This window comes from Acinetobacter gyllenbergii CIP 110306 = MTCC 11365 (assembly GCF_000413855.1).
In the GTDB taxonomy this organism is placed as follows: domain Bacteria; phylum Pseudomonadota; class Gammaproteobacteria; order Pseudomonadales; family Moraxellaceae; genus Acinetobacter; species Acinetobacter gyllenbergii.
This window is the reverse complement of sequence record NZ_ATGG01000011.1, coordinates 342,139-366,076: the sequence shown is the minus strand read 5'-3', so window position 1 is coordinate 366,076 and position 23,938 is coordinate 342,139. Positions and strand designations below refer to the sequence as shown.

Below are 23,938 nucleotides of genomic sequence, written 5' to 3'. Positions count from 1 at the left end.
GAATCTTTTTAGCACTATAAATAACCCATTCAAACGCCCTTGTATTTTATTATTTTTATTAAAGTATTGATTTATAAATTAAATATATTATTGGCACGCTTTCTGCTTCTATCTATTCAAACTTGTATACAAGATAGGATTCATAAAGTGAGCGAAATAAAAACTTTAGGCTGGACAATTTCTGAGTGGCAAACAGCGTATTCAAAACAAGAGATTCAGCTGGATATTTTAAAAGAATTGGTTGCAGCGATTGATCCAAACGATGTTGCATGGATTTCGCTGGCCAGTACAGATTTGCTTGAACAACAGATCCAATCTTTAAAGCAACTGACTCAAAATAGCGACAACCTACAAAAACAATTTCCGTTATATGGTGTGCCGTTTGCAGTCAAAGACAATATTGATGTGGCTGGTTTTGTCACTACAGCGGCATGTAAGGCATTGAATAGTGTTGCAGCACAAGATGCTGAAACGGTTCGTTTACTTAAACAGGCTGGTGCGATTGTACTTGGCAAAACCAATCTTGATCAATTTGCGACGGGTTTAGTTGGCACACGTTCACCATTTGGGGCAGTACCGAATAGTTTTAAACCCGAATATGTCAGTGGTGGTTCAAGTTCAGGTTCAGCCAGTGTGGTGGCACGTGGCTTAGTCCCATTTTCTCTCGGAACTGATACCGCAGGATCGGGGCGTGTTCCAGCCGCTTTCAATAACATTGTGGGATTAAAACCAACCAAAGGGCGTTTTTCCAATCGTGGGCTATTACCCGCAGTAAAAAGTATCGATTGTATTTCTATCTTCGCGCTCACCGTGACTGATGCTGAATTGGTGGCTGCTCAAGTCGAAGCTTATGATGCTTTAGATAGCTATTCACGTCAGCATCCTAAAAACGTACCTGCACGCTTTTCCAGCAAATTGAAATTTGCGATTCCGAATAAATTGAACTTCTTTGGTGATGAATTGGCTGAAAAAGCGTTTCAACACACCATTCAATTACTGGAAAGCTTAAATGCTGAAATTACACCGATTGATTTTTCTGCATTCGAGCAACTTGCAGCACAACTTTATCAAGGCTCTTGGGTTGCGGAGCGTACCGCTGCGGCGGCTGATCTACTCAAAAGCAATGCCGCTGATTTTGATCCGACCGTTTTAGCGATTATTCAACAAGGTGAACAATATTCTGCTGTCGATGCCTACAAGGCTGAATATTTAAAACAGGATTTAACCCGAAAAATTCAAGACAGCTTAGCTGCATTTGATGCCTTGATCGTGCCAACTTCACCGACGATTTATACCATTGAGCAAATGCAACAGCACCCGATTGAGTATAACGCACACTTCGGAACGTATACCAATTTCACTAATCTCGCAGATTTAAGTGCCTTGGCATTACCCGCAGGTTTTAGGGCAGATAACTTACCATTTGGTATCACGTTGATTGCACCTGCTTGGCACGATGCAGCTTTGGTGCATTTCGGCAAAGCATGGCAGAACTATCTAGCACTAAAACTCGGAGCTTTAGATAAAACATCATCAATAAGTGCACCAACTTTGGTATCTCCTCATCATATTCGTGTCGCGGTTGTCGGGGCGCACTTAACAGGCATGCCATTGAATTTCCAGCTCACCACGCGTGGCGCAGTGCATGTCGAAACCACCAAAACCTCTCAGGATTATGCGCTTTATGCCTTGAATGGAACAGTTCCCCCAAAACCGGGCTTGGCACGTCAGCAAGAAGGGCAAAGCATCATTGTCGAGCTTTGGGATGTGCCTACAGCACGCTTTGGTGAGTTTGTGGCAGAAATCCCAACGCCGTTGGGTATGGGCAATGTCGAATTGGAAGATGGTCGCTGGGTTAAAGGCTTTATTTGCGAACCTTATGGTCTAGGCGATGCGGAGAATATTAGCCATTTTGGCGGCTGGAGAGCGTATATCCAGCATCGTAATCAAACAGCCAAAGCAGCCAATTAATTTTTAGGGGGAAATCATCATGTTTAAGACCGTACTTATTGCAAACCGTGGTGAAATTGCTGTCCGGGCAATTCGAACACTGAAAAAATTAGGCATTACCAGTGTCGCGGTTTATTCAGACAGTGACCGTTATGCTCAACATGTGCAGGATGCAGATATTGCAATAGCACTGGAAGGTTTAAAGCCAGCTGATACGTATTTGAGTATCGAAAAATTGATCCAAGCAGCCAAACAAACAGGAGCTGAAGCGATTTTTCCGGGCTATGGCTTTCTGTCTGAGAGTGCCGATTTCTCCCGTGCGTGTGAAGAAAATAATATTGCCTTTATGGGTCCAACAGCAGAGCAGATTCTGGAATTTGGTCTAAAGCACCGTGCACGTGAACTCGCCGCAGCAGCTCATGTTCCAATGACACCCGGCACAGGCTTGCTGGACAGTCTAGAAGAAGCATTGACTGCAGCTGAGCGTATTGGTTATCCAATCATGCTAAAAAGCACCGCAGGTGGTGGTGGTATTGGCCTTACCCGTTGTGACACCGCACAAGCACTGGCAGATGCCTATGAAAGTGTGAAACGCCTCGGTGAGCAGTTCTTTAAAGATGCAGGGGTCTTTATTGAATGCTTTATTGATAAAGCACGTCATGTCGAAGTACAGATTTTTGGTGATGGTCAAGGTCAAGTGGTCGCGTTTGGTGAGCGTGATTGTTCATTGCAACGCCGAAACCAAAAAGTGGTTGAAGAAACGCCAGCGGCGAACTTACCTGAAGCAACCCGTAAAAAGCTACATCAAGCGGCAGTTGAACTAGGGCGCTCTGTCAATTATCGCAGTGCAGGAACGGTTGAGTTTATTTATGATGCGCAAAGAGATGAGTTTTATTTCCTTGAGGTGAATACGCGTTTACAGGTAGAGCATCCTGTGACGGAAATGGTGACAGGTCTCGACTTAATCGAGTGTATGCTCAAAGTCGCGGCAGGTGATGCCTTGGATTGGGACTATCTCAGTAATATCCAACCGCAAGGTGCTGCGATTGAGGTCCGAGTTTATGCAGAAGACCCAGTTAAAAATTTTCAACCAAGCCCAGGTGTGCTCACCGAAGTTTCATTTCCCGAAGGTATTCGCGTCGATACTTGGGTGAAAACAGGTACCGAAATTTCTCAGTATTTTGATCCAATGATTGCCAAGATTATTGTGCATGCTGAAGATCGAGCGACTGCGATTGAAAAATTAAAAGTGGTTTTAGCGGAAACGCGTTTAAATGGTATCAGCACCAACTTGGATTATGCCCGTGCCATTGTCTCAGACCAACGTTTTGAGTCTATGCAAATTTGGACTCGGATGCTTGACGATTTCAGCTATTCACCAAAAGTGATTGAGGTAGTACAAGCAGGTACCTTGAGTTCAATTCAAGACTATCCAGGACGTACTGGCTATTGGGATATCGGTGTACCGCCTTCGGGTCCAATGGATGATTATGCCTTCCAATTGGCCAATCGAATTGTTGGAAATGATGCTAAAGCAGCGGGTTTTGAGTTTACTTTAGTGGGGCCAAGCTTAAAGTTCCATGCTGATACCACCATTGCACTCACAGGTGCAAGTTGTACAGCTTTGTTAGATGATCAACGCATTGCTTTTTGGCAACCGATTAAGGTCAAAGCAGGCCAAACCTTGAAAATTGGTCAAGTAGCTTCAGGCTGCCGTACTTACTTAGCCGTACGTGATGGACTGGATGTTCCATTATATTTGGGTAGCCGTTCAACCTTTGCATTGGGCAATTTTGGTGGTCATGCAGGACGTACTTTACGTGTTGGCGACATGATCAAAATGGTTGATGCAGAACTTGCCAGTCCAGAATTGCCGCTGGCAACCGATACACCACAAGCGCTATCGAAAGATTTAATTCCTGAATATAGCAATGAGTGGGAAATCGCCGTGTTGTATGGACCACACGGTGCGCCTGATTTCTTTAAACCTGAATATGTCGAAGAATTCTTTGCCTCTGAGTGGACGGTTCACTTTAACTCAAACCGTTTAGGCGTCAGACTTTCAGGTCCGACACCAAGCTGGGCCAGAGAGAATGGTGGTGAAGCAGGTCTGCATCCATCCAATGTGCATGACTGTGAATATGCAATTGGTGCGATCAACTTTACCGGTGATTTCCCAGTGATTTTGGCAAAAGATGGCCCAAGTTTAGGCGGCTTCGTTTGTCCAGTAACCATAGCCAAAGCAGAACTGTGGAAAGTTGGGCAATTGAAAGCCGATGACAAAATCCGTTTTTATCCAATTACGGCAGAGCAAGCCAATGCATTAGAACGGAAACAAATCGACAATATTCAGAACTTTGCGGATGCATCTAAAGTCATTGAAACCATTGAACCTGCTCAAGACGTATTTAGCACTATTTTGGCTCAACGTGAACCAACTGATTTATCGCCAAAAACCGTGTATCGCCAAGCGGGTGATAGCTATATCTTGCTCGAATATGGTGAAAACGTTTTAGATTTGGCGCTACGTTTGCGTGTGCATCAACTGATTCAAATGATTCGCGATGCCAATCTTGCAGGTGTTTTGGAGTTGTCGCCGGGTGTACGCTCATTACAAATTAAATATGATGGTCTGGTAATTCCTCAAACTGAGCTCATTTATCAATTACTGAAACTTGAAGAGCAAATGGGGGATTTAAGCCAACTGAAAATTCCATCACGTATTGTGCATTTACCAATGGCTTTTGAGGATAGTGCCACTTTAGGTGCCGTAGAGCGTTATCAGGAAAGTGTCTGTGCCAAAGCACCGTGGTTACCGAATAATGTTGATTTTATCCAACGGATTAATGGTCTGGCACATCGTGATGAAGTCAAAGATATTATTTTTGATGCCAACTATTTGGTGCTAGGTTTGGGCGATGTCTATTTGACAGCACCATGTGCAGTACCGATTGACCCACGTCACCGCTTACTCAGTTCTAAGTACAATCCTGCACGTACTTTTACCGCAGAAGGGACTGTCGGTATTGGTGGGATGTACATGTGTATTTATGGCATGGATTCACCCGGTGGTTATCAGTTGATTGGGCGAACGCTGCCGATCTGGAACAAGTTTAAAAAGAACAAGCAATTTGGTGATAAGCAATGGTTCTTGCAATTCTTTGACCAGATTAAATATTTCCCTGTAACTGAAGCTGAATTGAATGAATGGCGTGCAGATTTTGAAAATGGTCGTGCGCAGATCCAGATTGAAGAAACTGAGTTTGACTATGCCGACTATGTGCAGTTTTTGGAGAATGAAGCGGAAAGTATCGCGGCATTTAAAGACAAGCAACAACAGGCCTTTAGTACTGAAGTGAGCCGCTGGAAAGAGGAATTTGCTACACAACCTGAACAACATGTTGAGCAAGCCAATCATGTTGATTACAGCCATCTTTCTTCTTTAAATGCTTCAATGACTGGAAATATCTGGAAGATCTTTGTAGAACATGGCCAAGAGATTAAAAAAGGTGAAACTGTTGCTATTATTGAAGCGATGAAAATGGAGTTGCCTGTCTATGCGGAAGAGGATGGTATTGTCAAAGCCATTATTTGCCGAGCAGGGCAAACCGTACACAGTGGTGAACCATTGGTCTATATGGAATAAGCTTGAATGAAAGAAGCGAACATCAACATAAACAACACAAGCAAAGGCTCAGACAATTTGTCCGAGCTGGTTTACCAACGCATCAAGAATGACATCTTTGATTTCAAATTGATGCCAGGTGAACGTTTTACTGAGTCTGAAGTTGCTAAAGCCTATGATGTGAGTCGTACCCCCATCCGACAAGCCTTGTATCGCTTGCAACAAGAAGGTTATGTTGATGTGAGCTTTCGGAGCGGTTGGCAGATTCGGCCGCTCAATTTTCGTTACTATGAAGAGCTTTATGATGTGCGTATTGTTTTGGAGAAAGATTCGATTCGAAAGCTTTGCCAAATGGATCATCATAACTCGGTTGAGTTGTCGGTGTTAAAAGACCTGTGGTTAGTGCAACCTTCTGAGTATTTAAAAGACATTAAACAACTTTCTCAGCAGGATGAAGATTTTCATTGTGCTTTGGTCCGAGCTTCGGGCAATAATGAAATGGCGAGGATTCATCGGGATTTGAGTGAGCGAATCCGAATCATCCGCCGTTTGGATTTTTCCAAAGATTATCGAGTTGAAGCGACTTATCAGGAACATCAAAAAATCTTAGGTTTTATTTTTGATCGACACACTGAACAAGCGATCAATGCAATTGAAGCGCATATTATGCAAAGTCGTGATGAAGTGAAAAAGATTACCTTACAGATGTTGGATTCAAGTCAGTTTTATTAGATTTATATTTTTTTATATGTGCTGGGGTATCCGTATTTATATGATGAAGATAAACTAAATTATCGAATAACATAGATAAGAAGTTCGTAATTCCTGAATCGATTTGGTCTGAGCAGGGCGATTAAGACGTATTAGCTATAGAGTTTATTGTATCAGAAACATACTTTAATATATTGAGTTAGATGAAGTATTTAGCTATTAAGTTAAACATATCAACTTTTTTCAATATAATGGCAATAAAGATAAGAAGGCATATGCACTTAGAGAGCTGACATGGAAGAATTATCAAAAGAAAATTTAGAACACATATTAGAACTTTGTTCAAAAACTTCTCAAGGACCATGGGTCTCCTATGTGGAAGGTAGAAATCATCAGAGTGGGTCTAATTTTATTATGACAGGCAATGAGGATATTGAGTTAATCGGTGCAACTATTACTGATCAGGATTTTATAGCAAACGCCAAACAAGATATCCCAAAATTAATTTCAGAAATTTTTAGACTTAGAGCACTTTTAGAAATGGATAGAAATAATAATTTGTGATGGTGATAATTGGTAGTTTTTTTAAGCGAATAACGCATAAAATTAAGTAATTAATCAATTGTTTAAAAAGGTTTTTTTGTCAATTAGGATGATAGGAAGAAAATGTGCTGGTTGTAGCACACCGATTACACCCCCAAAAATTCATCATTACATTCGCTATGCTGATGGGAGAGCCACAGTTCGAGAAAATTTAGTGCAATTATGCAGTAGAAGAAATTGTTTTTAGAAATCAATCCATAAGTAAAGGTAAATTGAATGAATGATAATCTGAAATCTTTATATGATGAAGGCCCACAAGCCATTCCTAGTATTTGGCGGAATACAATTTTTGAAATAGTTGAGGCATGTAAAAATTATGATATAGGATCATATAATCAAATAAAGGGGATTGTAAGTATTGACACTGATAATTTTGAAGAAATTATTTCAGATATAAACACTTATGGTGAATTTTTGATTAGTTTGCCAGATCAAACATGGGAGTCTTCACAATGCATATGGAAAGGGGATTCTTGTTGGCATGTTTTTATTGATTTATTTACAATTAGTGAGGGGAAAAGTGATCTGATACTATTCCTGACTGTTGAAATTGATAAAAATAATAGTTTCTCATTTAATGTTAATAATTTTTATGTACCTTGAATTTCAAATGGTTAACTTATCTCCTTCTATTTAGCTTTCTAGGTAGCAGAAACTTAAGCAAATTATTCATATATGAGTAATTGGTTTTTTTATACATTTAAAAGAATAGATCTATGGTTGCTAAGAATATACATTCAACATCTTATCAAAGCGGAACTTCACAAAACTCTCTTTTCCATGCCTAATTCTGCATAAAACTAACAGTTTTTATCTGTTTGCTATTTAATAATAAAAATCACATTTCCAATCATCAGATGACACATGATGAATGACCAGACTCTGATCAATTTATTTCTAAAACTCATACCGAAAGAAGGTTTTTTTGCTACGGCCATTGATGGCATCACCTTAATGCGTGTTGATCACAACACTCCACCGATTGCAGTACTACAAGAACCAACCTTGGTGTTTGTTTTACAAGGTCAGAAACGTGGTTATATTGGGACAGAAACATATTCGTTTAAGCAAAATGAATGCCTGATCGTCTCAGTTTCTATGCCATTTGACTGTGACACCCTTGCCAGTCCAGAAGCACCAATGATTGCGATCAGCATGAAATTGGAAGCAGATACGGTCAATGAACTACTGGCTAAAACCTATTTTGAAAACTACCAGTTTAAGCCACTAACCACTGGAATGAGTGTGATCCAATATGATCAAACGCTATCGAATGTCCTCATCCGTTTGTTAAATACCCTGACTTCCGAGCAAGATGTATTGATCTTGGGAGATCAGGTTAAACGAGAATTGCTGTATCGGGTGATTCAACATTCAGGTGCTGCTGCCTTAAAAGGTCTGGTCGCTCAGGGCAATCTCAGACCGATTTATAAAATTTGTGAATATATTCAACATCATTTTACTGAAAAACTCACTGTGGAAATGCTGGCAGAACAGGCCAATATGAGTACTTCTGCCTTCCATAAAGCCTTTAAACAGGTGACGCAGCATTCGCCTTTACAATATTTGAAAGTGGTTCGGTTGCATAAGGCAAAACAATTGTTGCAAAACGCAGACCAAAGTGTGGCTCAAGCGGCTTATGCTGTTGGATATCAGAGCTCTTCTCAATTTAGCCGAGAATTTAAAAAGCAGTTTGGTTTTCCACCCAAACATGCTGAATTTAATACTGAAACGGAGTCATGATTAAATGAATCAAAATAGCGTAGAACAAATGAAATATATCGAAATTACACAAGCGGGTGGTCCAGAAGTATTACAAGTGACACAAGGGCCTCGACCAGAGATTAAAGCAGATGAAGTGCTCATTGAAGTCTACGCAACAGGAATCAATCGACCTGATATTTTACAACGCCAAGGTCTCTATCCGATGCCTAAAGGGGTCACACCTATCCCTGGGTTGGAAGTTTCAGGCGTGGTTTGTCAAGTGGGTGAACACGTCACACAGTTTAAAATCGGTGATAAAGTCTGTGCACTGACTAATGGTGGTGGGTATGCAGAATACTGTGCCGTACCTGCCAATCAAACCTTAACAATTCCAAAGAATCTGAGTTTTGTTGAAGCGGCTGCTATTCCTGAAACCTATTTTACCGTTTGGGCCAATCTGTTTCAGATTGGACAGTTGAAAAAGAATGAAACCGTACTGATTCATGGTGGCGCAAGTGGTATTGGGTCCACAGCAATTAGCTTGTGCCATGCAATGGGCATTAAAAACTTTTCTACGGTTGGTAGTGATGACAAAGTAGAGAAATTAGCTTCGGTGTCACAAGTGATTAACTACAAAACACAGGATTTTGAAAAAGAGGTTTTGGCCCAAACCGATGGTCAAGGTGTAGATGTAATTTTGGATATTATCGGCGCTGCTTACTTTAATCAAAATCTAAGATTGTTAAAGCGAGATGGACGTTTGGTGATTATCGGTTTTATGGGAGGGCGAAAAGTCGATGGCTTTGATATACAAGAATTGATGTTAAAACGTGCGGTAGTGACTGGTTCGACCATGCGTGCCAGAACCAATGCTGAAAAAGCTCAAATTACCCAAGAACTTGAGCAGTTTGTCTGGCCGTTAATTGAAGCGGATCAATGTAAGCCTATAATCTATAAAACCTTCGCATTTGATGAAGTGGCTCAGGCGCATCAATGCCTAGAGAGCAGTCAACATACGGGCAAAGTGGTACTCGAAATTAAATCTGAATTTGCCTAATAGTGTTCAATCCATGCCTGTTCATACTCAAAACTTGAGTGAAACAGGCCACTCAAGCAGTATGTATTTAAACATAACGACATGATGAGGAACCTTGAAAATGACTACAAATCCTGATGATCGCAACCCAAGTCCAGACCGTGCAGAAGATAATGCTTTTTTCCCGTCACCCTATTCACTGAGTCAATATACATCGGCAAAAACTGACTACGATGGCACGACTTATCCAAACCCATACCAAGGCGATAAAAAGATTTTAATGATTGCAACAGATGAACGTTATATCTTGATGCAAAACGAAAAATTCTTTTCAACAGGAAATCATCCTGTTGAAATGTTATTACCTATGTTTCATTTGGATAATGCTGGCTTTGCCTTTGATGTGGCGACACTTTCTGGTAATCCAGTTAAGTTAGAAATGTGGGCGATGCCGAATGAAGAGCAGGTGGTTTTAGAAACTTATAAAAAATATGAAAAACAACTCAAAGCACCGCTGAAGTTGGCAGATATTTTGGAACAAGCTTTAAGTGCAGATTCACCTTATGCGGGTATCTTTATTCCAGGTGGGCATGGTGTGCTTGCCAAAATTCCAGAGAGCCAAGAAGTCAAAGCGTTGTTAAAGTGGGCAGTTGCAAATGATAAATACGTGATTACATTATGCCATGGTCCCGCATCTCTGCTTGCAGCTTCAGTTGATGAGAATCCACAGGATTATATTTTTAAAGATTATCAGATTTGTGTATTTCCTGACGCGTTAGATAAAGGCCCGAATATTGAGATTGGTTATATGCCGGGACAATTACCTTGGTTAGTCGGTGAAAATCTTGAAAAGCTCGGTGTGGAAATCTTGAATAAAGGTATCACAGGGCAGGTTCATCAAGATCGAAAATTATTAACAGGTGATAGCCCACTGGCTTCAAATAATCTTGGAAAACTCGCTGCGACAACTTTATTGGCAGATCCTGATCTTCAATAAACCTTGCTGTTGCAATACTCAAAAGCCTAGCTAAATTGCTAGGCTTTTATTATTGGAAATTTGGTGAAACATCCTGAAGCATATTTTTGTGGATTTTTTTGCTTCAAAAGTCAGATTTTCATACTTATTTTTTATAGAAATGAACATTGAACTGACACCAAAATTACATTTATGTCATTCAAAACTATTTAAAGTTCTAGAACGTTATTATCATCTTAAGTAGGGCGTTAACAGGTTTAAGATGAAAATATTACTAGTCGAAGATGAGCAAAAAATTGGGAGTTATCTTAACCAAGCCTTATCAGAAGCAGGTTATATAATCGACTGGGTCACAGATGAAATAACGGGTAAGCATCTTGCGCTCTTGTTTAGTGAATATGATTTAGTGGTATTGGATGTCATGTTTGCTGGTTTAAATGGCTGGAACATTCTGCATGATGTTGGAAAGAATGGAAAAAGTATGCCTATTTTGTTTTTGATTGCGCGCGATCAAATTGAAGAGCGTGTGAAAGCACTTGGCCTTTCTTTTACTTTAGTCGAGCTTCTCACACGAATCAAAGGTCTATTAAACAGAGAGCAGTGGAATCATGAAATCAACCGAATCTGTGTTGCCGATCTTGAGCTTGATCTCTGGAAACGTTGTGTTAGCCGGGCAGGTCAACGCATTAATCTGACCAGTCAAGAATATGCACTGATGGAGCTATTCATGAGTAGGCGTGGAGAGGTTTTACCTAAATCGCTCATTGCATCACAGATTTGGGATATGGATCGCGAAACTGATACTAAGATGGTTGAAGTGGCTATTAGTCGTTTAAGAAATAAAATTGACCGTAATTTTCGACCTAAGCTAATTCATAATATCTATGGCATGGGTTATGTACTTGCAGAGTGGCGCGGCTCAAGGGAAGCTCATAAAGCAAGATCGAGCTTTGAAATCAATCAATAATGGTTTAAATGTCGATTTTAATAGAGGATGTGCATCCATTTGTCAGTTAAGTGACAACTCAGACCATTCATTGTGGTTAAAGTAAAACAGAGAAGGAATCGAATAAATTTAGGCAAATAAATGAAAATTTGTATTTATGGTGCAGGCAGTATTGGATGTTATCTTGGTGGTCGTTTAGTGGCAGCAGGAGTCAATGTTGATTTTATTGTGCGCCCGAAAATACAACATCAGTTACAGCAATATGGGCTCACGGTATCCGATTATCTCGGACAAACATACGCTATTCCAGCATCACAGCTTCAACTCAGCAGTGAGTCAAGTCTAGCAACTCAAGCCGATATCATTTTTGTCTGTGTTAAGTCTGCGTCGACAGAGCAAGTGGCTCACGAGCTAAAAGAAATTCTAAAGAAAAATACCATCATTATTAGTTTTCAGAATGGCTTAAGTAACGTCGGAATTCTAAAGCAGGTTTTATCCGAACATACAATTCTTGAAGGTATGGTGCCTTTTAATGTCGCTGCTTTAGGAAATGGGGTTTTTCATCAAGGTACAGATGGGGTTTTGTATGTGAAAAAACATGCTGGCTTGAATGAGCTTGTCATTGCATTTAATAGCGCTCAGCTTGAACTGAAACTTGAAGATGATATGCAGGCGATTCAATGGGCAAAGCTATTACTAAACCTGAATAATTCAGTGAATGCGTTATCTCAGTTACCACTCAAACAGCAACTTTCAATTCGAGCTTATCGTCAATGCTTGGCAATGGCGCAGATTGAAGCTTTGGCGTTGCTTAAAATTGCTAAAATTAAACCTGCTCAATTGACCGCTTTACCTGCACAGTTCGTTCCATTTGTATTAAAACTACCCAATTCTATTTTCAATCTGCTGAGCAAGAAAATGCTGGCGATTGATCCACTGGCCCGATCTTCAATGGCAGATGATCTTATGGCAGGGCGAGCCACTGAAATTGACTGGATTAATGGTGAAGTTGTCCGTTTAGCAACGCAACTAAATTTAAAAGCGCCAATCAATCAAAAGCTGATTGAGTTAATTAAACAATCTGAAATCACACCCAAAGCATGGTCAGCCAACGCACTTAGCGATCAGTTGGAAGGAGTGAATAAAGCTGAATTTAAATAAAAGCCATAGCATATTTCTTTATACGCTATGGCGGTGATGGTTTAAAAAAAAGGTTAAGCTTTTATCGTTTCCTGAGCGCCAAATCGTGTTATCAACGTTCCAAAAATAGTCGCGAAAATATACATAAAAATTGAGTACACTGCAGCAGGCATGGCAATGGTGGTACTTGCCATAATGGTGAGTGCAATGGTCATGGCAAGCGTACTATTATGAATACCAATTTCAAACGCACATGCACGAGCTTGATAAGAGCTGATCCCAAACAGTCGTGGTACAAAATAACCGACACATAGACTAATTGCACAAAATAAGGCAGTTGCAAAGCCAATTTGCCCGATATATTCGATTAGGTTATTTCGTTCTTTGATAATTGCACCCAAAATAATAAGCAGAAGAAACACCACAGCGAAAATGCGTACAGGGCGGTTCAGTTTTTCTGCGGTATGCGGCGCATAATGGCGGATCAACATCCCAATACAAACAGGAACCAGAATGATGGCAAACACTTGCAATACTTTTGCAAATTGTAGTCCGACTTGTTGACCTTCATTCATAAAATGCAAAATCGAAAAGTTGACAATAAAGGGTAAAAAAATGGCTGCAATAATGGCATTAATTGCGGTTAAAGTGATGTTCAGTGCGATATCACCTTTATATAAATAGCTAAATAGATTTGCGGTTGATCCACCTGGTGAAGCTGCCAGTAACATCAAGCCGACCGCCAGAAGCGGCGGTAAGGCCAGTATTTTGCAAATTAAAAATGCAATGCCGACCAATAAAATAAGCTGACAAAACAAAGCAATGATCACTGCTTTGGGGTGTTTACTCACTCGGGCAAAGTCTTTGAGTGTAAGCTCTAAACCGAGCCCAGCCATGACAATCGCCAAAGCGATGGGTAGAAAAAGTGTGATGAGTCCAGAATCCATAAGCAGTCCTTCTTTTTTAAATCAATATTATTTTTCCAATTTTCTGGTGGTTTTGTCCGATCAAATGACAACTTAGCGGTATCTAAATTGATATAGTTCACATTTGAGCAGAACCGATCAACAACAGTGTTTAGCAATACTTTAAATTTTACTGTCTAAAGAATGAATTAGCATATTTAGGTTATTAATTCTAATGATTTCTTTAGCTTAAATACTTTATTCACTATTACAGAAACAGTTTGTGCAATAACATACAATTTGATTGAATTAAAATATGAACATTAATAGGAGAAAAATCACTTTTTTACAGAAATTACATTTCTATAACGCTTCGGGTTTTTAGCATGACCACATTTTTATGTTTAGGAAGTGATGAAAATGACCAAAGAATTAAACTCAATGGTAAAAATAATAGTGAAGCCTAATTTAATAATTTATTTAATTTAAACAATGATATAAGTTTATTTTTTTACAAATGAAAACACGAATCATTTATGCTTGTGCTAGAATTTCACAAATCTTTCATAAAAGCTTTATACCATTCGAGCAATTGGCAGAAATAGAAAAATGATATGCACAAATGGTCAATGACATATTATTCCATTAAGAATGATAATTTGCGCCAATTATTACATTGTAACTATTTATTTATGCACAATTAAGTGAAAAGTTACGTGAAAAGATGGCCATTTAACCGTGGCTCAAAATAAAAACTGTATATTACAAAATAGCGGAATAAATATGGATAACGTAGCTCAGCTCGAAACTGATACTAATTTCCAAAGTCGAAAAAAAATAACTTGGGTAGTATTTAGTGTACTCATCTTATTTCTGATCTTAGGCATCGCGTATTATTTTTTGGTTTATCGATTCTATCAATCGACCGATAATGCCTATATTCAGGCGGATGTCACTTGGGTGATGCCAAAAATTTCAGGTGAAGTTGTCGAATTGATTATTAACGACAATCAGTTTGTGAAAAAAGGTGAGGCTTTGGCTATTTTAGATCATCGTGATTATCAGGCACGTTATGATCAGGCGAAATCAGTTGTCACCTTAAAACAAGCTGCGCTTGCTGTGCAGCAACAGAATGAAAAGTCCGCAAAATCATCGATTAGTGAAGCCAATAGTGGTGTAGTTGCTGCCCAAGCCGATTTATCTCGCTTGAAAAAAGATTTCAATCGTTATCAAGATTTACTCAAAGACGGGGTGATAACCCGACAAAATTTTGAAGGCATACAATCCCAATATTTAACCGCTCAGGCACAGCTGAGTAAAGCCCAAGCTACAGTCAATGCCGCAGAGGCACAGTTAGGGAGTTTACAAGCTGGTCGTGCCCAATTGCTTGCTGATATCCAAAATGCCAACGCGACACTAGACCTATATCAAATTGATCTTTCCTCCTCAAAAGTAATGAGTCCTGTTACGGGGAAAGTTGGCAGCCTGTCGATTCAGAAGGGTTCTCGTGTTTCACCACAAACACGTTTAATGGCGATTATTCCTGAGAAAAGCTTATATGTGCAAGCCAACTTTAAAGAAACTCAAATCGAGAAAATGCATATTGGGCAGGCAGTTAAATTAAAAATTGATGCCTATCCAAGTCTGACCTACACAGGCAAAATCGAAAGTTTTTCACCAGCATCTGGCGCGACCTTTTCACTCATGCCACCAGACAACGCCACAGGAAATTTCAATAAAGTGGTGCAACGTATCCCTGTGCGGATTGCAATTGATTCGAGCCCACATATTGATCTTATAAAACCTGGAATGTCCGTCAGCGCGACTGTTGATTTAAGAACTTAATCAGAAAAGTTTTGGGTATAAGAAAATGAATAAACCGAACCAAGATGAGTGGAAGTTTGCGCCAAAAACAGCTTGGCTGATTTTTGCTGCCATGATTTTTGGTAATTTCATGGCAATTCTGGATATTCAAATTGTTGCAAGTTCTTTGAATGAAGTACAGGCAGGTATGAGTGCCAGTCGTTATGAAGTGACATGGGTGCAAACGGTTTATTTGATTGCTGAAATTATTGCAATTCCAATGTCTAGCATCGTTTCTCGGGTGCTCTCGACTCGAATTTATTACACCATTTGTGCGATTGGATTCACGATTAGTTCATTGCTGTGTGCTTTGGCATGGAATCTGGAAAGTCTGTTGGTTTTTCGCGCAATTCAGGGTTTTATGGGCGGCGGTATGATCCCCACCTCAATGACGGCGTTATATCTGTTGTTTCCTGAAGCGAAACGTGCCTTGCCGTTGGTGATGTTTGGCATGATCAGTACTTTAGGTCCAGCTATTGGCCCCACCATTGGTGGTTGGTTGACCAATAACTTTTCATGGCACTGGATGTTCCTGATTAACATCATCCCCGGTATTTTGATTGCGACGATTATTTACTCTGGTCCAAATATAGACCGCGCCAATTATTCACTCATCAAAAGCATGGACTGGTTCAGCCTGATTGGTATGGCCATGTTCTTAGGTGGTTTGGAGTATTTCTTGGATGAAGGGGCGAGACATGATTGGCTTGCGGATACAGGCGTTCGTGTTGCTTTTATCATTTGCCTGATTGGTGGCATGATCTTCTTCTCACGCAGTTTTACCCAACCCAAACCACTCTTAGATCTGAGTGTATTTAAAAACAAAAACTTCACTTTAAGCTGCATCATTACGTTTGTGATTGGTATGGCCTTATATGGCTTGGGCTATATGATTCCTGTGTTTCTTGGGCAAGTCCGAGAAATGAACAGCAGTCAAATCGGACATATCATGATGGTGACAGGGATTGTGATGTTCTGCTTTGCACCTTTCCTTGCATGGTTAATTCCAAACTTTGATACCCGAAAAACCGTATTTGTTGGCATGATTTTGGCGGGTTTTGGGGTCTGGCTCAATTCGCATCTCAGTATTCACAGCGATTATGACTTCATGTTCTGGCCACAAATTTATCGCGGTATTGGTCTGATGATTTGTTTGATCGTGGTCTCACATTTGGCAATGAGTACTCTGCCATTAACCAAAGTTGCTGATGCCAGTGGTATTTATAACCTGATGCGCAATATTGGTGGTGCTGTTGGATTGGCATTGATCAACTCGTCGCTCGATTGGCTGACAGCAATACACGTGACGCAATTGAATCAATATATGAATCCACAGAACTGGATCTTCATTGAGAGATTAGATCAATTGACAGCGCAATACCAAGAGGTTGGGAGTAATGCTCAACAAATCGCGCTCAGTGTGATTTACCGAGATATTCATTATCAAGCACTGACATCAAGTTTCAACGATTTATTACGTATGCTAGCCATCATCATGTTTATGGCGGCTTTCTTAACCATCTTTATGGATAGGGGGAAGAAAATGGACATGTAGATATTCAATGCTAGAGGGTTGTTTCATATAACGAAAAATAATCGGGGCATCGTACACAACAACATACCCCGTCATAAAAAGAACAGCGATATGAGTTTTTATATTTCTTTATGAGATAGGGGAACGTGCATATCCAAATTTAGAGGTTGAAGCAGATGATTAATACAACATATAAACTGATTTCAAGATTCAATAATAAAGAATCTACCTATGGTCAATATGTCGAGAAAGAACAAATCGATATTGATCGGCTAAAAGTCATGTATTCGATTTACGAGCAATATTATGAGAATACCAAGTTTTCGATCTTTGCAGATGATTTCAAAAAGAAGAGTGGTGCCATCTTAATTTTTAACTCGGAAACTGATGAAATCGTTGGTTTTTCTACTGTTGTTGTTCAGCATTTTTATCTGAATGGAAAGGATTATACGGTACTGTTTAGTGGTGACACTGTTATCCTTCGAGCATTTTGGGGCACCCGCACGCTGCAAAGCACCATGCTTAAACTGATGATCAAATTACGTGTCAAATATCCATTTAATGAACTGTATTGGTTATTGATTTCTAAGGGCTACAAAACCTATCTACTGCTCGCCAATAACTATTATGTGTATTACCCAAATATTAACGATGAGAACCAGCATCTTTCCAGTGTGATTGAACATTATTGCGAAAACTTCTTTGGCGAATATTATGACAAAGAAGCCGGATTATTGAATTTCGGTGATGATTATCAGCCACTTAAAGGTGAGGTGGCGCCGATTACAGAAGAAATGAGAACAAAGAATCCCAATATTCATTTCTTTGAGCAAAAGAACCCAACATGGACTGTCGGTACCGAATTACCTTGTATTGGCCGTTTAGGTTGGAAAGATATTGCACGCTTCCCTGTTAAGTTGATGACTAAACCTGCCAGTAAGGGGCGTTGTGAAGCGGTATTAAAAAAATCAGTGAATCGTCGTGAGGTCTTCCAATGAAACATACTGAATGGTTGACCTTGGGATCACACCTGATTTTAAAACAATGGTGTGATGTTTCAGATCGAGATTTTAAAAAGCAATCTAATCGTTTAGAACTAACACAGCGTCAAATCCTGAATTCAATTTTGCAAAGCTCACATTTTGCAAAAGAGCAAAATGTGCAGGATTATGAGCAGTTTGTGCAAGCTTTTCCCGCTTCGCGTTATGCGATGTGGCGGGAGAACATCCAGCGTTATAGAGATCAGAAACTTCAACTATCAAGCAGTAAGTTGGTGCGTTTCCAGCCCACCAGTGGTTCGAGTGAACAAATTAAATTTATTCCGTATACCAAGCTGTTTTTAGATGAATTAGATCACGCGATTGCGCCATGGATGGCCAGTCTTTATCGTAAGTGCCCACAGCTCCGTTCAGGCACTCATTATTGGTCGGTGTCATGGTTGCCTGAAAGTCAGCGTGAAGTGCTTAAAGATAAAAATCTCAATGATGATAGTGCCTTATTGGGCATTGGCAAACGGATTTTATCTAAATTTACCCAAGCTGTGCCGAGCAATGTGGCTTTTGCTGCCAATGCAGATGATGCTTTGTTTGCCACAATCTGTTATCTGGTTGCTAACCGTAATCTGGCGATGATCTCGGTGTGGAGTCCGACTTTTGCATTGCAACTTTTAGATCGTTTAGAGTCTATGCAGCAAGAAGTCATTGAAGTTTTAGAAACGGGGCGATGGGGAGCGCGTCAAGCTTCATTAAAAGAAGTCAAAGCACCTTTAAGTCCAGAAAGTGCCAAATGCCTGATCGACAGTTCAAATGGTGAATACATTGATTTTAGCACCTTATGGCCTAAATTAAGTTTAGTGTCGAGTTGGGATACGGCGGGCTCTAAAGCTTGGGCGGAAAAATTAAAACAACGTCTGCCATCTGTTCAGTTTGAAGGCAAAGGTTTATGGGCAACGGAAGGTGTGGTCACCATTCCTTATAATGACCATTATCCATTGGCCTATCAAAGTCACTTCTATGAATTTGAATATTTAGAAGGTGAAAAACAGGGACAAATTATTCCATCGTGGGAACTCAACGTTGGTGATGTAGTCAGCCCAATAATTACATCGGGTAATGGCTTACTCCGTTATTGTTTAGATGATTGCCTGATTGTGACCAGTTTCCTTGATCAAATTCCTTGTTTCGAATTTCAGGGTCGCCGTTTTGGTGTAGATTTGGTGGGGGAAAAGCTTGCACCAGAGACGGCGCAGCAACTTCTTTCACAGTTGAATGAAACCGATTCAAAAGCCATTTCTTTATTGGCCATAGATACTGAGCAGCAGGTTAAACCGTTCTATTGTGTTTTGTTTGAAGGAGAGATTCATCACAGCATTAATGATGAATATATTGATCAGATACTACGTCAAAACTTCCATTATGAATTGGCACGTAATCTTGGTCAGTTAGATCAACCACAGATTCGTCAAGCCAATAACGGTTGGAATGCCTATAAAAAGCTGGTCATGTTTGATGGCATTATTGAAGGCAATATCAAGCCTGAGCCCCTCAAGAAAGTTACCCTCAATAGTTTGGAACAACTATGAAGAAAGGGATGATGCAATTTAACCACCGAGTTTCTAAGCTCTCGCATATTGCACTATGTACGGGATTGTTATTGGTTTCAAATACAATTGCTGCCATGACTTTAGACGATGCTTTGTCAGCAAGTTTAAGACATGAAAGCCAATTGGAGGTGAGCCGTTTAAGTGTGAATCAATCAACAGCGATGCTTCAACAGGCAAAACAACGTGACGGACTCAAAGTGAACTTGGTTGGACAACTTGATTATGAAAGAGTTGAAACACCGAATAATGTCATGTTTCCGACTGAAGGAAACCGAAAAGGTCGTAGTTTGCAATTACAAATGGATTACCCTATCTACACATCAGGGCGACATCGCCTAGGAATCGATGTCGCCAAGAACCAGCTTTCTGCACAGTCGCAAGGCTTGTCGGATCAACGCTCGGAAACAATTTTAAATACGGTGATGGTCTATACCGATGTGTTAAAGAAGAAAGCGATTTTAGAACTTAGAAAGAAGACCATGTCTAATCTTCAACGTTCCCTGTATGAGTCGCAGCGACGTTTTGATGTGGGGATGATCACTCGTGCAGACTTGGCACAAGTGCTGGCTCAGGTTGCTCAGGGCCAGGCTGATATCACGCAAGCCCAATCCAATCTCACGGTGAGTGAAGCTCAGTTTTCACAAATCACAGGTTTAACTGCAGATAATCTAACAGCTGTTAACCGTCTGCCAGAGATTTCCAATAATCTCGATGAAATTTTAGCTAAAACCAAGAATCATCCAGCATTACTACGTGCCAAATACGAAAAACAAGCTTCTGAAAAGCAATATGCCTTAACTAAGCGAGAACTTTGGCCGACCGTGATGCTGACTAGTCGTGCAGGTGCTCAGCATGAGGCCAGTTATATTGGTTCAGAAAGTAACAACTATATGGTGGGGGTTCAACTGAATGTGCCGCTCTATGACGATGGTTTAAACCGTGCCAATATTCGAAAAGCACAGGCAGATGTTGATTTGGCTAATCAAAAGATTCGTACCCTTGAGTTGGATCTGAATCAGCGTGCACGGACGACTTATGCTCAATTGCAAACCATTCGCCAAAATAAAGAGGCACTGCAAAACGCGATTGATGCAGCATCGATTGCCTTTGTGTATACCCGTAAAGAATTTGAATTGGGGACCAAAACAACTTTTGACTTGCTCAATACAGAACAAAAGTTATTGGATGTGCAAACTCAGAAAACGGTGAATGAGCAGGATGAAATCGTGTTTGTTTATCAGCTTTTAGATCAAATGGGGCACCTCAATGATTTGGTGTCCACACAAAATACGCAACAGGTGAATAATTAATGAAAACAAATCCACCAAATACCCAAAGCAATCCATTGTTTACCCGTGAAGCAACCTCTGCAGATGATCAGGCCTTACGTGAATTGATTGCGGTGCCAATGACCACCAAAGGGGTGAAAATCAGCTTTCAGCGTGAACCGAGTTATTTTAGAGCTTCGGATATTTTGTATCGGCATAAGCTGCATGTGGTGATTGAAGATACTGAAAGTCAAAAAAATGTGGCTTGTTATAGCAATGGCCATCGCCCGTGTTATGTCGATAAAACAATACAGAATGTGCGTTATGCCAGTGATTTGCGTGTCGATCCAAACTATCGCGGCAAATCTTTGGTCAAGGCTTTAGGGGTCCATGTCAAACAAACCATGCATGATCCTAATTTTAGCCAAATGATCATCTTTGATGATAATCATGCTGCACGAGCAGCAATACAAACGGGTAAAACAGGCATTCCTGATTATTATGATGAGGGATTAATTGAAACCTTGACCCTGACTCATTTGGGGGCTAAAAGAAAAATTAAGGCTTTTTTAACCCAAAGAACTCAAGCTAAAACAGAGATTAGCGAGATTAAGTCCTGTGTGGCGCACGCTGAACATATTAAGGTAATGACCCGATTTATTGCTGAAATGTCGCAGTATTATAATTTTATCCCTGCCTATAATTTTGAAGAATTGCTGGCAGGACATCATTATTTTACAGGTCTACAACTCTCGGACTTTCAGCTTTATTTTCAAGATGGAAAATTGGTTGGCATGTTTGGATTATGGGATCAGCATGCGCTTAAACAAACTAAAATTTTGCATTATAGTTCAGCGATTGGTGTACTGCGCCCAATCTATAATTTATTGACCAAAGTCACGAAAGGTATGCCACTACCTAAACTCGGTGACTCATTAAGATACCATGTATTACACACTTTATTATGCCATCCACAGCAGTTAGCACTGCATCATTTAATGCTCGAAGATGCACAGAAACTGTCTAAGCAACGTGGTGTTGGAGTGGTCAGTTTTACCTTATCGCATCAAGACCCACGCTATCAGCTCAATCAGTTTTATAAAGGCGAGCGCTTAACTGGTATGCACGGTTTTATTAGCTTTGAAGCTGATCCACGTCCAAAATTTGATAAAAACCTAATTCCATATCTGGAAGTTGGGCGGATCTGATTTGAGTCATAAAAAATTCCTCAAACGATTTAAACTTTGAGGAATTTTTTATATCTCATGTGTCGATTATGCTTTTAGAGCTTTAGCATATTCAACCAGTTGATCAACCACGGTTCCCCAACCTTCAAAGAAACCCATGTCTTCGTGTTGCTGACGTGTTTCAGCACTACGATGTCTGGCAATTGCAGTGTATTTGGTTGCACCATTGCCTGCATCTTCAAGCAATAGAATCGCGGTCATAAAAGGATTTTCAGCAGGTTTCCAATCTTCCGTATAGGTATCGGTAAACACTAGTTTTTCACCTTCAATCACCTCTAAAAAAACACCTTGATTGTTGATTTCATTACCATCAACATCAAAGACGGTATTGAATTTTCCGCCGACTCTTAAATCAATCTCACAGGCTTTAATCGAGTGGGGGCGAGGAATAAAGAAGTGTTTGATATGCTCTGGGGTGGTCCAGCATTCCCAGACCAGTTCACGTGGTACATCGATCACTCTTTCGAGTTTTAAGTCAGTTTTTGGATCCAGTTTCATTTTCTCTTTTCCTTTTTAATTCGAGTGCGTAACGATCAAATTGATTTAGTCTTTGTTCCCAGATTGCCCGTTGCTCACTTAACCAATTTTGCATGGGGGTGAATGCTTCGGGGCTCAGTGCACAAGTTCTGATTCGTCCATTTTTTTCTGAGTGAATAAGTCCTGCTTCCTCTAATTTATTTAAATGTTTTAGAAAAGATGGCAGGGCCATATCATGCTGTTCAGCCAGTTCAGTGATCGATGCTGACCCGAAAGACAGCCGAGTGAGTATTTCTCTACGCGTTGGATCACTGAGAGCACTGAATAACAAATCGAGTTTAGAATCATACTTAGCCATAGAGCTAAGTATTGTGCATTTGTTGATCGCGTGTCAATAAAAACCTAGCTAAATGGCTAAGTTTTTTAAAGATGATAGATAGCACTTTGTTTTTAAGCTTTATTAACTAATAAGATACCGATGAAATTGAGGGCTGCACCCACTGCCATAGACCATGTAATCGGTTCTTTCAAAATAAAATACGCCAATAAAACTGCAGAAATAGGGACTAGATTGGTAAAAATAATGGTTTTTGATGCCCCAATGCGATGAATAGCCTGTGCATACCAAATAAATGCCAATACTGTCCCAAAAGCACCTAAATAGAGAATGGATAGCCAACTACTCCATGAAATATCCGTCAACACGTGATAACCCAATTCAGGCCATGCACTGATTAAAAGAAAACCTGTACCCCAAAGTACCGCATAGGTGGTCATGGTTAATGCAGAAGCTTGGGTTTGTTTAAAGCTGAGCGTATAAATCACCCAGCTCAATACGGCACCACACATCATTATTTCCCCCAGACCAAAGGTTTGCTGCAAGGCACTAAAAAACGCACCTTTGCTTACCACGGTCAGGGTACCGATTAGGGCAATGCAAACCCCGAAATAATTGATATTTTTCAACCTTTCCTTAAAGAATATCCGCATGGCCAAAACCGTCAGGACTGGTGATAAGCTCACAAATAATGCGGTTCGGCCTGCTTCAATTCGAGATAATGCGGCAAAGAAAAATAGGTTATATGCACAGATCCCTGTTAACCCCATTAACATGGCATAAAAATGCTGTTGGCCTGAAAGGCTTGGAAAGTTGCCCGTAGTCTTCAGCAATAAGAGAATGAGCAGAAGTGCGGCGAGCATAAAACGTAAGAATGCAGATAGGGTTGGAGAGAGTTCTGCTGCAACAATACGTCCTGCGATGAAGGTGCCTCCCCACATCAAAGCGACACAGACCAGCTTGAAATAAACCGTAGAACTGGAAAGGGAAATGGCTAAGTGGCGCATGAGATGT

At 40.3% G+C, this 23,938-nt stretch carries 20 protein-coding genes; 16 read left to right on the top strand and 4 right to left on the bottom strand.

All coding sequences use genetic code 11. The features are described from left to right. The first annotated feature begins 147 nt into the window (after positions 1–147). The 10 genes from atzF (at position 148) to F957_RS13250 (ending at position 12,712) form a co-directional block, all read left to right on the top strand. Positions 148–1,971, top strand: coding sequence for an allophanate hydrolase (atzF, locus tag F957_RS13205; RefSeq protein ID WP_016540043.1), 1,824 nt, complete (start codon positions 148–150; stop codon positions 1,969–1,971). A gap of 19 nt (positions 1,972–1,990) precedes the next feature. Further along, the gene (gene uca, locus F957_RS13210; RefSeq protein ID WP_016660266.1) at positions 1,991–5,596 is read left to right on the top strand and encodes an urea carboxylase; all 3,606 of its coding nucleotides are present in this window, start codon (positions 1,991–1,993) and stop codon (positions 5,594–5,596) included. A 6-nt stretch (positions 5,597–5,602) separates the two neighbouring features. Next, positions 5,603–6,307 carry a GntR family transcriptional regulator gene (locus tag F957_RS13215; protein WP_016540044.1) on the top strand — a complete coding sequence of 235 codons (705 nt, stop codon included), beginning with the start codon at positions 5,603–5,605 and terminating at the stop codon, positions 6,305–6,307. A gap of 273 nt (positions 6,308–6,580) precedes the next feature. After that, positions 6,581–6,850, top strand: coding sequence for a hypothetical protein (locus F957_RS13220; RefSeq protein WP_016660265.1), 270 nt, complete (start codon positions 6,581–6,583; stop codon positions 6,848–6,850). Positions 6,851–7,105: 255 nt separating this feature from the next. Beyond that, on the top strand, positions 7,106–7,492 hold the full coding sequence (locus tag F957_RS13225) for a DUF7668 domain-containing protein (RefSeq protein WP_016660264.1): 387 nt from the start codon (positions 7,106–7,108) through the stop codon (positions 7,490–7,492). 261 nt (positions 7,493–7,753) lie between these two features. Beyond that, a complete protein-coding gene (locus F957_RS13230; protein ID WP_016660263.1) occupies positions 7,754–8,632 on the top strand; it encodes an AraC family transcriptional regulator in 879 nt (292 codons plus the stop codon). Between the two features lie 4 nt (positions 8,633–8,636). Continuing rightward, on the top strand, positions 8,637–9,650 hold the full coding sequence (locus F957_RS13235; RefSeq protein WP_016540048.1) for an NAD(P)H-quinone oxidoreductase: 1,014 nt from the start codon (positions 8,637–8,639) through the stop codon (positions 9,648–9,650). A 100-nt stretch (positions 9,651–9,750) separates the two neighbouring features. Beyond that, positions 9,751–10,626, top strand: coding sequence for a glyoxalase III HchA (hchA, locus tag F957_RS13240; RefSeq protein ID WP_016540049.1), 876 nt, complete (start codon positions 9,751–9,753; stop codon positions 10,624–10,626). A 241-nt stretch (positions 10,627–10,867) separates the two neighbouring features. Continuing rightward, on the top strand, positions 10,868–11,572 hold the full coding sequence (locus tag F957_RS13245; RefSeq protein ID WP_016540050.1) for a winged helix-turn-helix domain-containing protein: 705 nt from the start codon (positions 10,868–10,870) through the stop codon (positions 11,570–11,572). Between the two features lie 120 nt (positions 11,573–11,692). Beyond that, on the top strand, positions 11,693–12,712 hold the full coding sequence (locus tag F957_RS13250) for a 2-dehydropantoate 2-reductase (protein ID WP_016540051.1): 1,020 nt from the start codon (positions 11,693–11,695) through the stop codon (positions 12,710–12,712). A gap of 53 nt (positions 12,713–12,765) precedes the next feature. Here the strand turns inward: F957_RS13250 and F957_RS13255 are convergent, their stop codons facing one another. Beyond that, positions 12,766–13,638, bottom strand: a complete 873-nt coding sequence (locus F957_RS13255; RefSeq protein WP_016540052.1) for a bile acid:sodium symporter family protein — start codon at positions 13,636–13,638, stop codon at positions 12,766–12,768. A gap of 741 nt (positions 13,639–14,379) precedes the next feature. On the opposite strand from F957_RS13255, the gene F957_RS13260 reads away from it, so the two are divergent. The 6 genes from F957_RS13260 (at position 14,380) to F957_RS13285 (ending at position 22,071) form a co-directional block, all read left to right on the top strand. After that, positions 14,380–15,441, top strand: coding sequence for an HlyD family secretion protein (locus F957_RS13260; protein ID WP_016660262.1), 1,062 nt, complete (start codon positions 14,380–14,382; stop codon positions 15,439–15,441). Positions 15,442–15,466: 25 nt separating this feature from the next. Continuing rightward, complete coding sequence (locus F957_RS13265; RefSeq protein ID WP_016540054.1) at positions 15,467–17,014, top strand: DHA2 family efflux MFS transporter permease subunit; 1,548 nt, start codon at positions 15,467–15,469, stop codon at positions 17,012–17,014. Between the two features lie 155 nt (positions 17,015–17,169). Further along, positions 17,170–17,991, top strand: coding sequence for a hypothetical protein (locus tag F957_RS13270; protein ID WP_016540055.1), 822 nt, complete (start codon positions 17,170–17,172; stop codon positions 17,989–17,991). Next, positions 17,988–19,574, top strand: coding sequence for a GH3 family acyl-acid amido synthetase (locus F957_RS13275; protein ID WP_016540056.1), 1,587 nt, complete (start codon positions 17,988–17,990; stop codon positions 19,572–19,574). Before F957_RS13270 ends, F957_RS13275 begins: the two co-directional genes overlap by 4 nt. Next, positions 19,571–20,905, top strand: coding sequence for a TolC family protein (locus F957_RS13280; RefSeq protein ID WP_016540057.1), 1,335 nt, complete (start codon positions 19,571–19,573; stop codon positions 20,903–20,905). The genes F957_RS13275 and F957_RS13280 overlap by 4 nt, the downstream gene beginning before the upstream one ends. Further along, positions 20,905–22,071 (top strand): hypothetical protein, encoded by a 1,167-nt coding sequence (locus F957_RS13285; protein ID WP_016540058.1) that lies wholly within the window; start codon positions 20,905–20,907, stop codon positions 22,069–22,071. The genes F957_RS13280 and F957_RS13285 overlap by 1 nt, the downstream gene beginning before the upstream one ends. Before the next feature lie 66 nt (positions 22,072–22,137). On the opposite strand, the gene F957_RS13290 is transcribed toward F957_RS13285, so the two are convergent. The 3 genes from F957_RS13290 to F957_RS13300 form a co-directional block, all read right to left on the bottom strand. Further along, positions 22,138–22,608: an SRPBCC family protein gene (locus tag F957_RS13290; protein ID WP_016540059.1), complete on the bottom strand. Its 471-nt coding sequence runs from the start codon at positions 22,606–22,608 to the stop codon at positions 22,138–22,140. Continuing rightward, the gene (locus tag F957_RS13295) at positions 22,586–22,945 is read right to left on the bottom strand and encodes an ArsR/SmtB family transcription factor (protein ID WP_016540060.1); all 360 of its coding nucleotides are present in this window, start codon (positions 22,943–22,945) and stop codon (positions 22,586–22,588) included. Before F957_RS13295 ends, F957_RS13290 begins: the two co-directional genes overlap by 23 nt. A gap of 92 nt (positions 22,946–23,037) precedes the next feature. Next, positions 23,038–23,931 (bottom strand): DMT family transporter, encoded by an 894-nt coding sequence (locus F957_RS13300; protein WP_016540061.1) that lies wholly within the window; start codon positions 23,929–23,931, stop codon positions 23,038–23,040. Between the last annotated feature and the right edge of the window lie 7 nt (positions 23,932–23,938).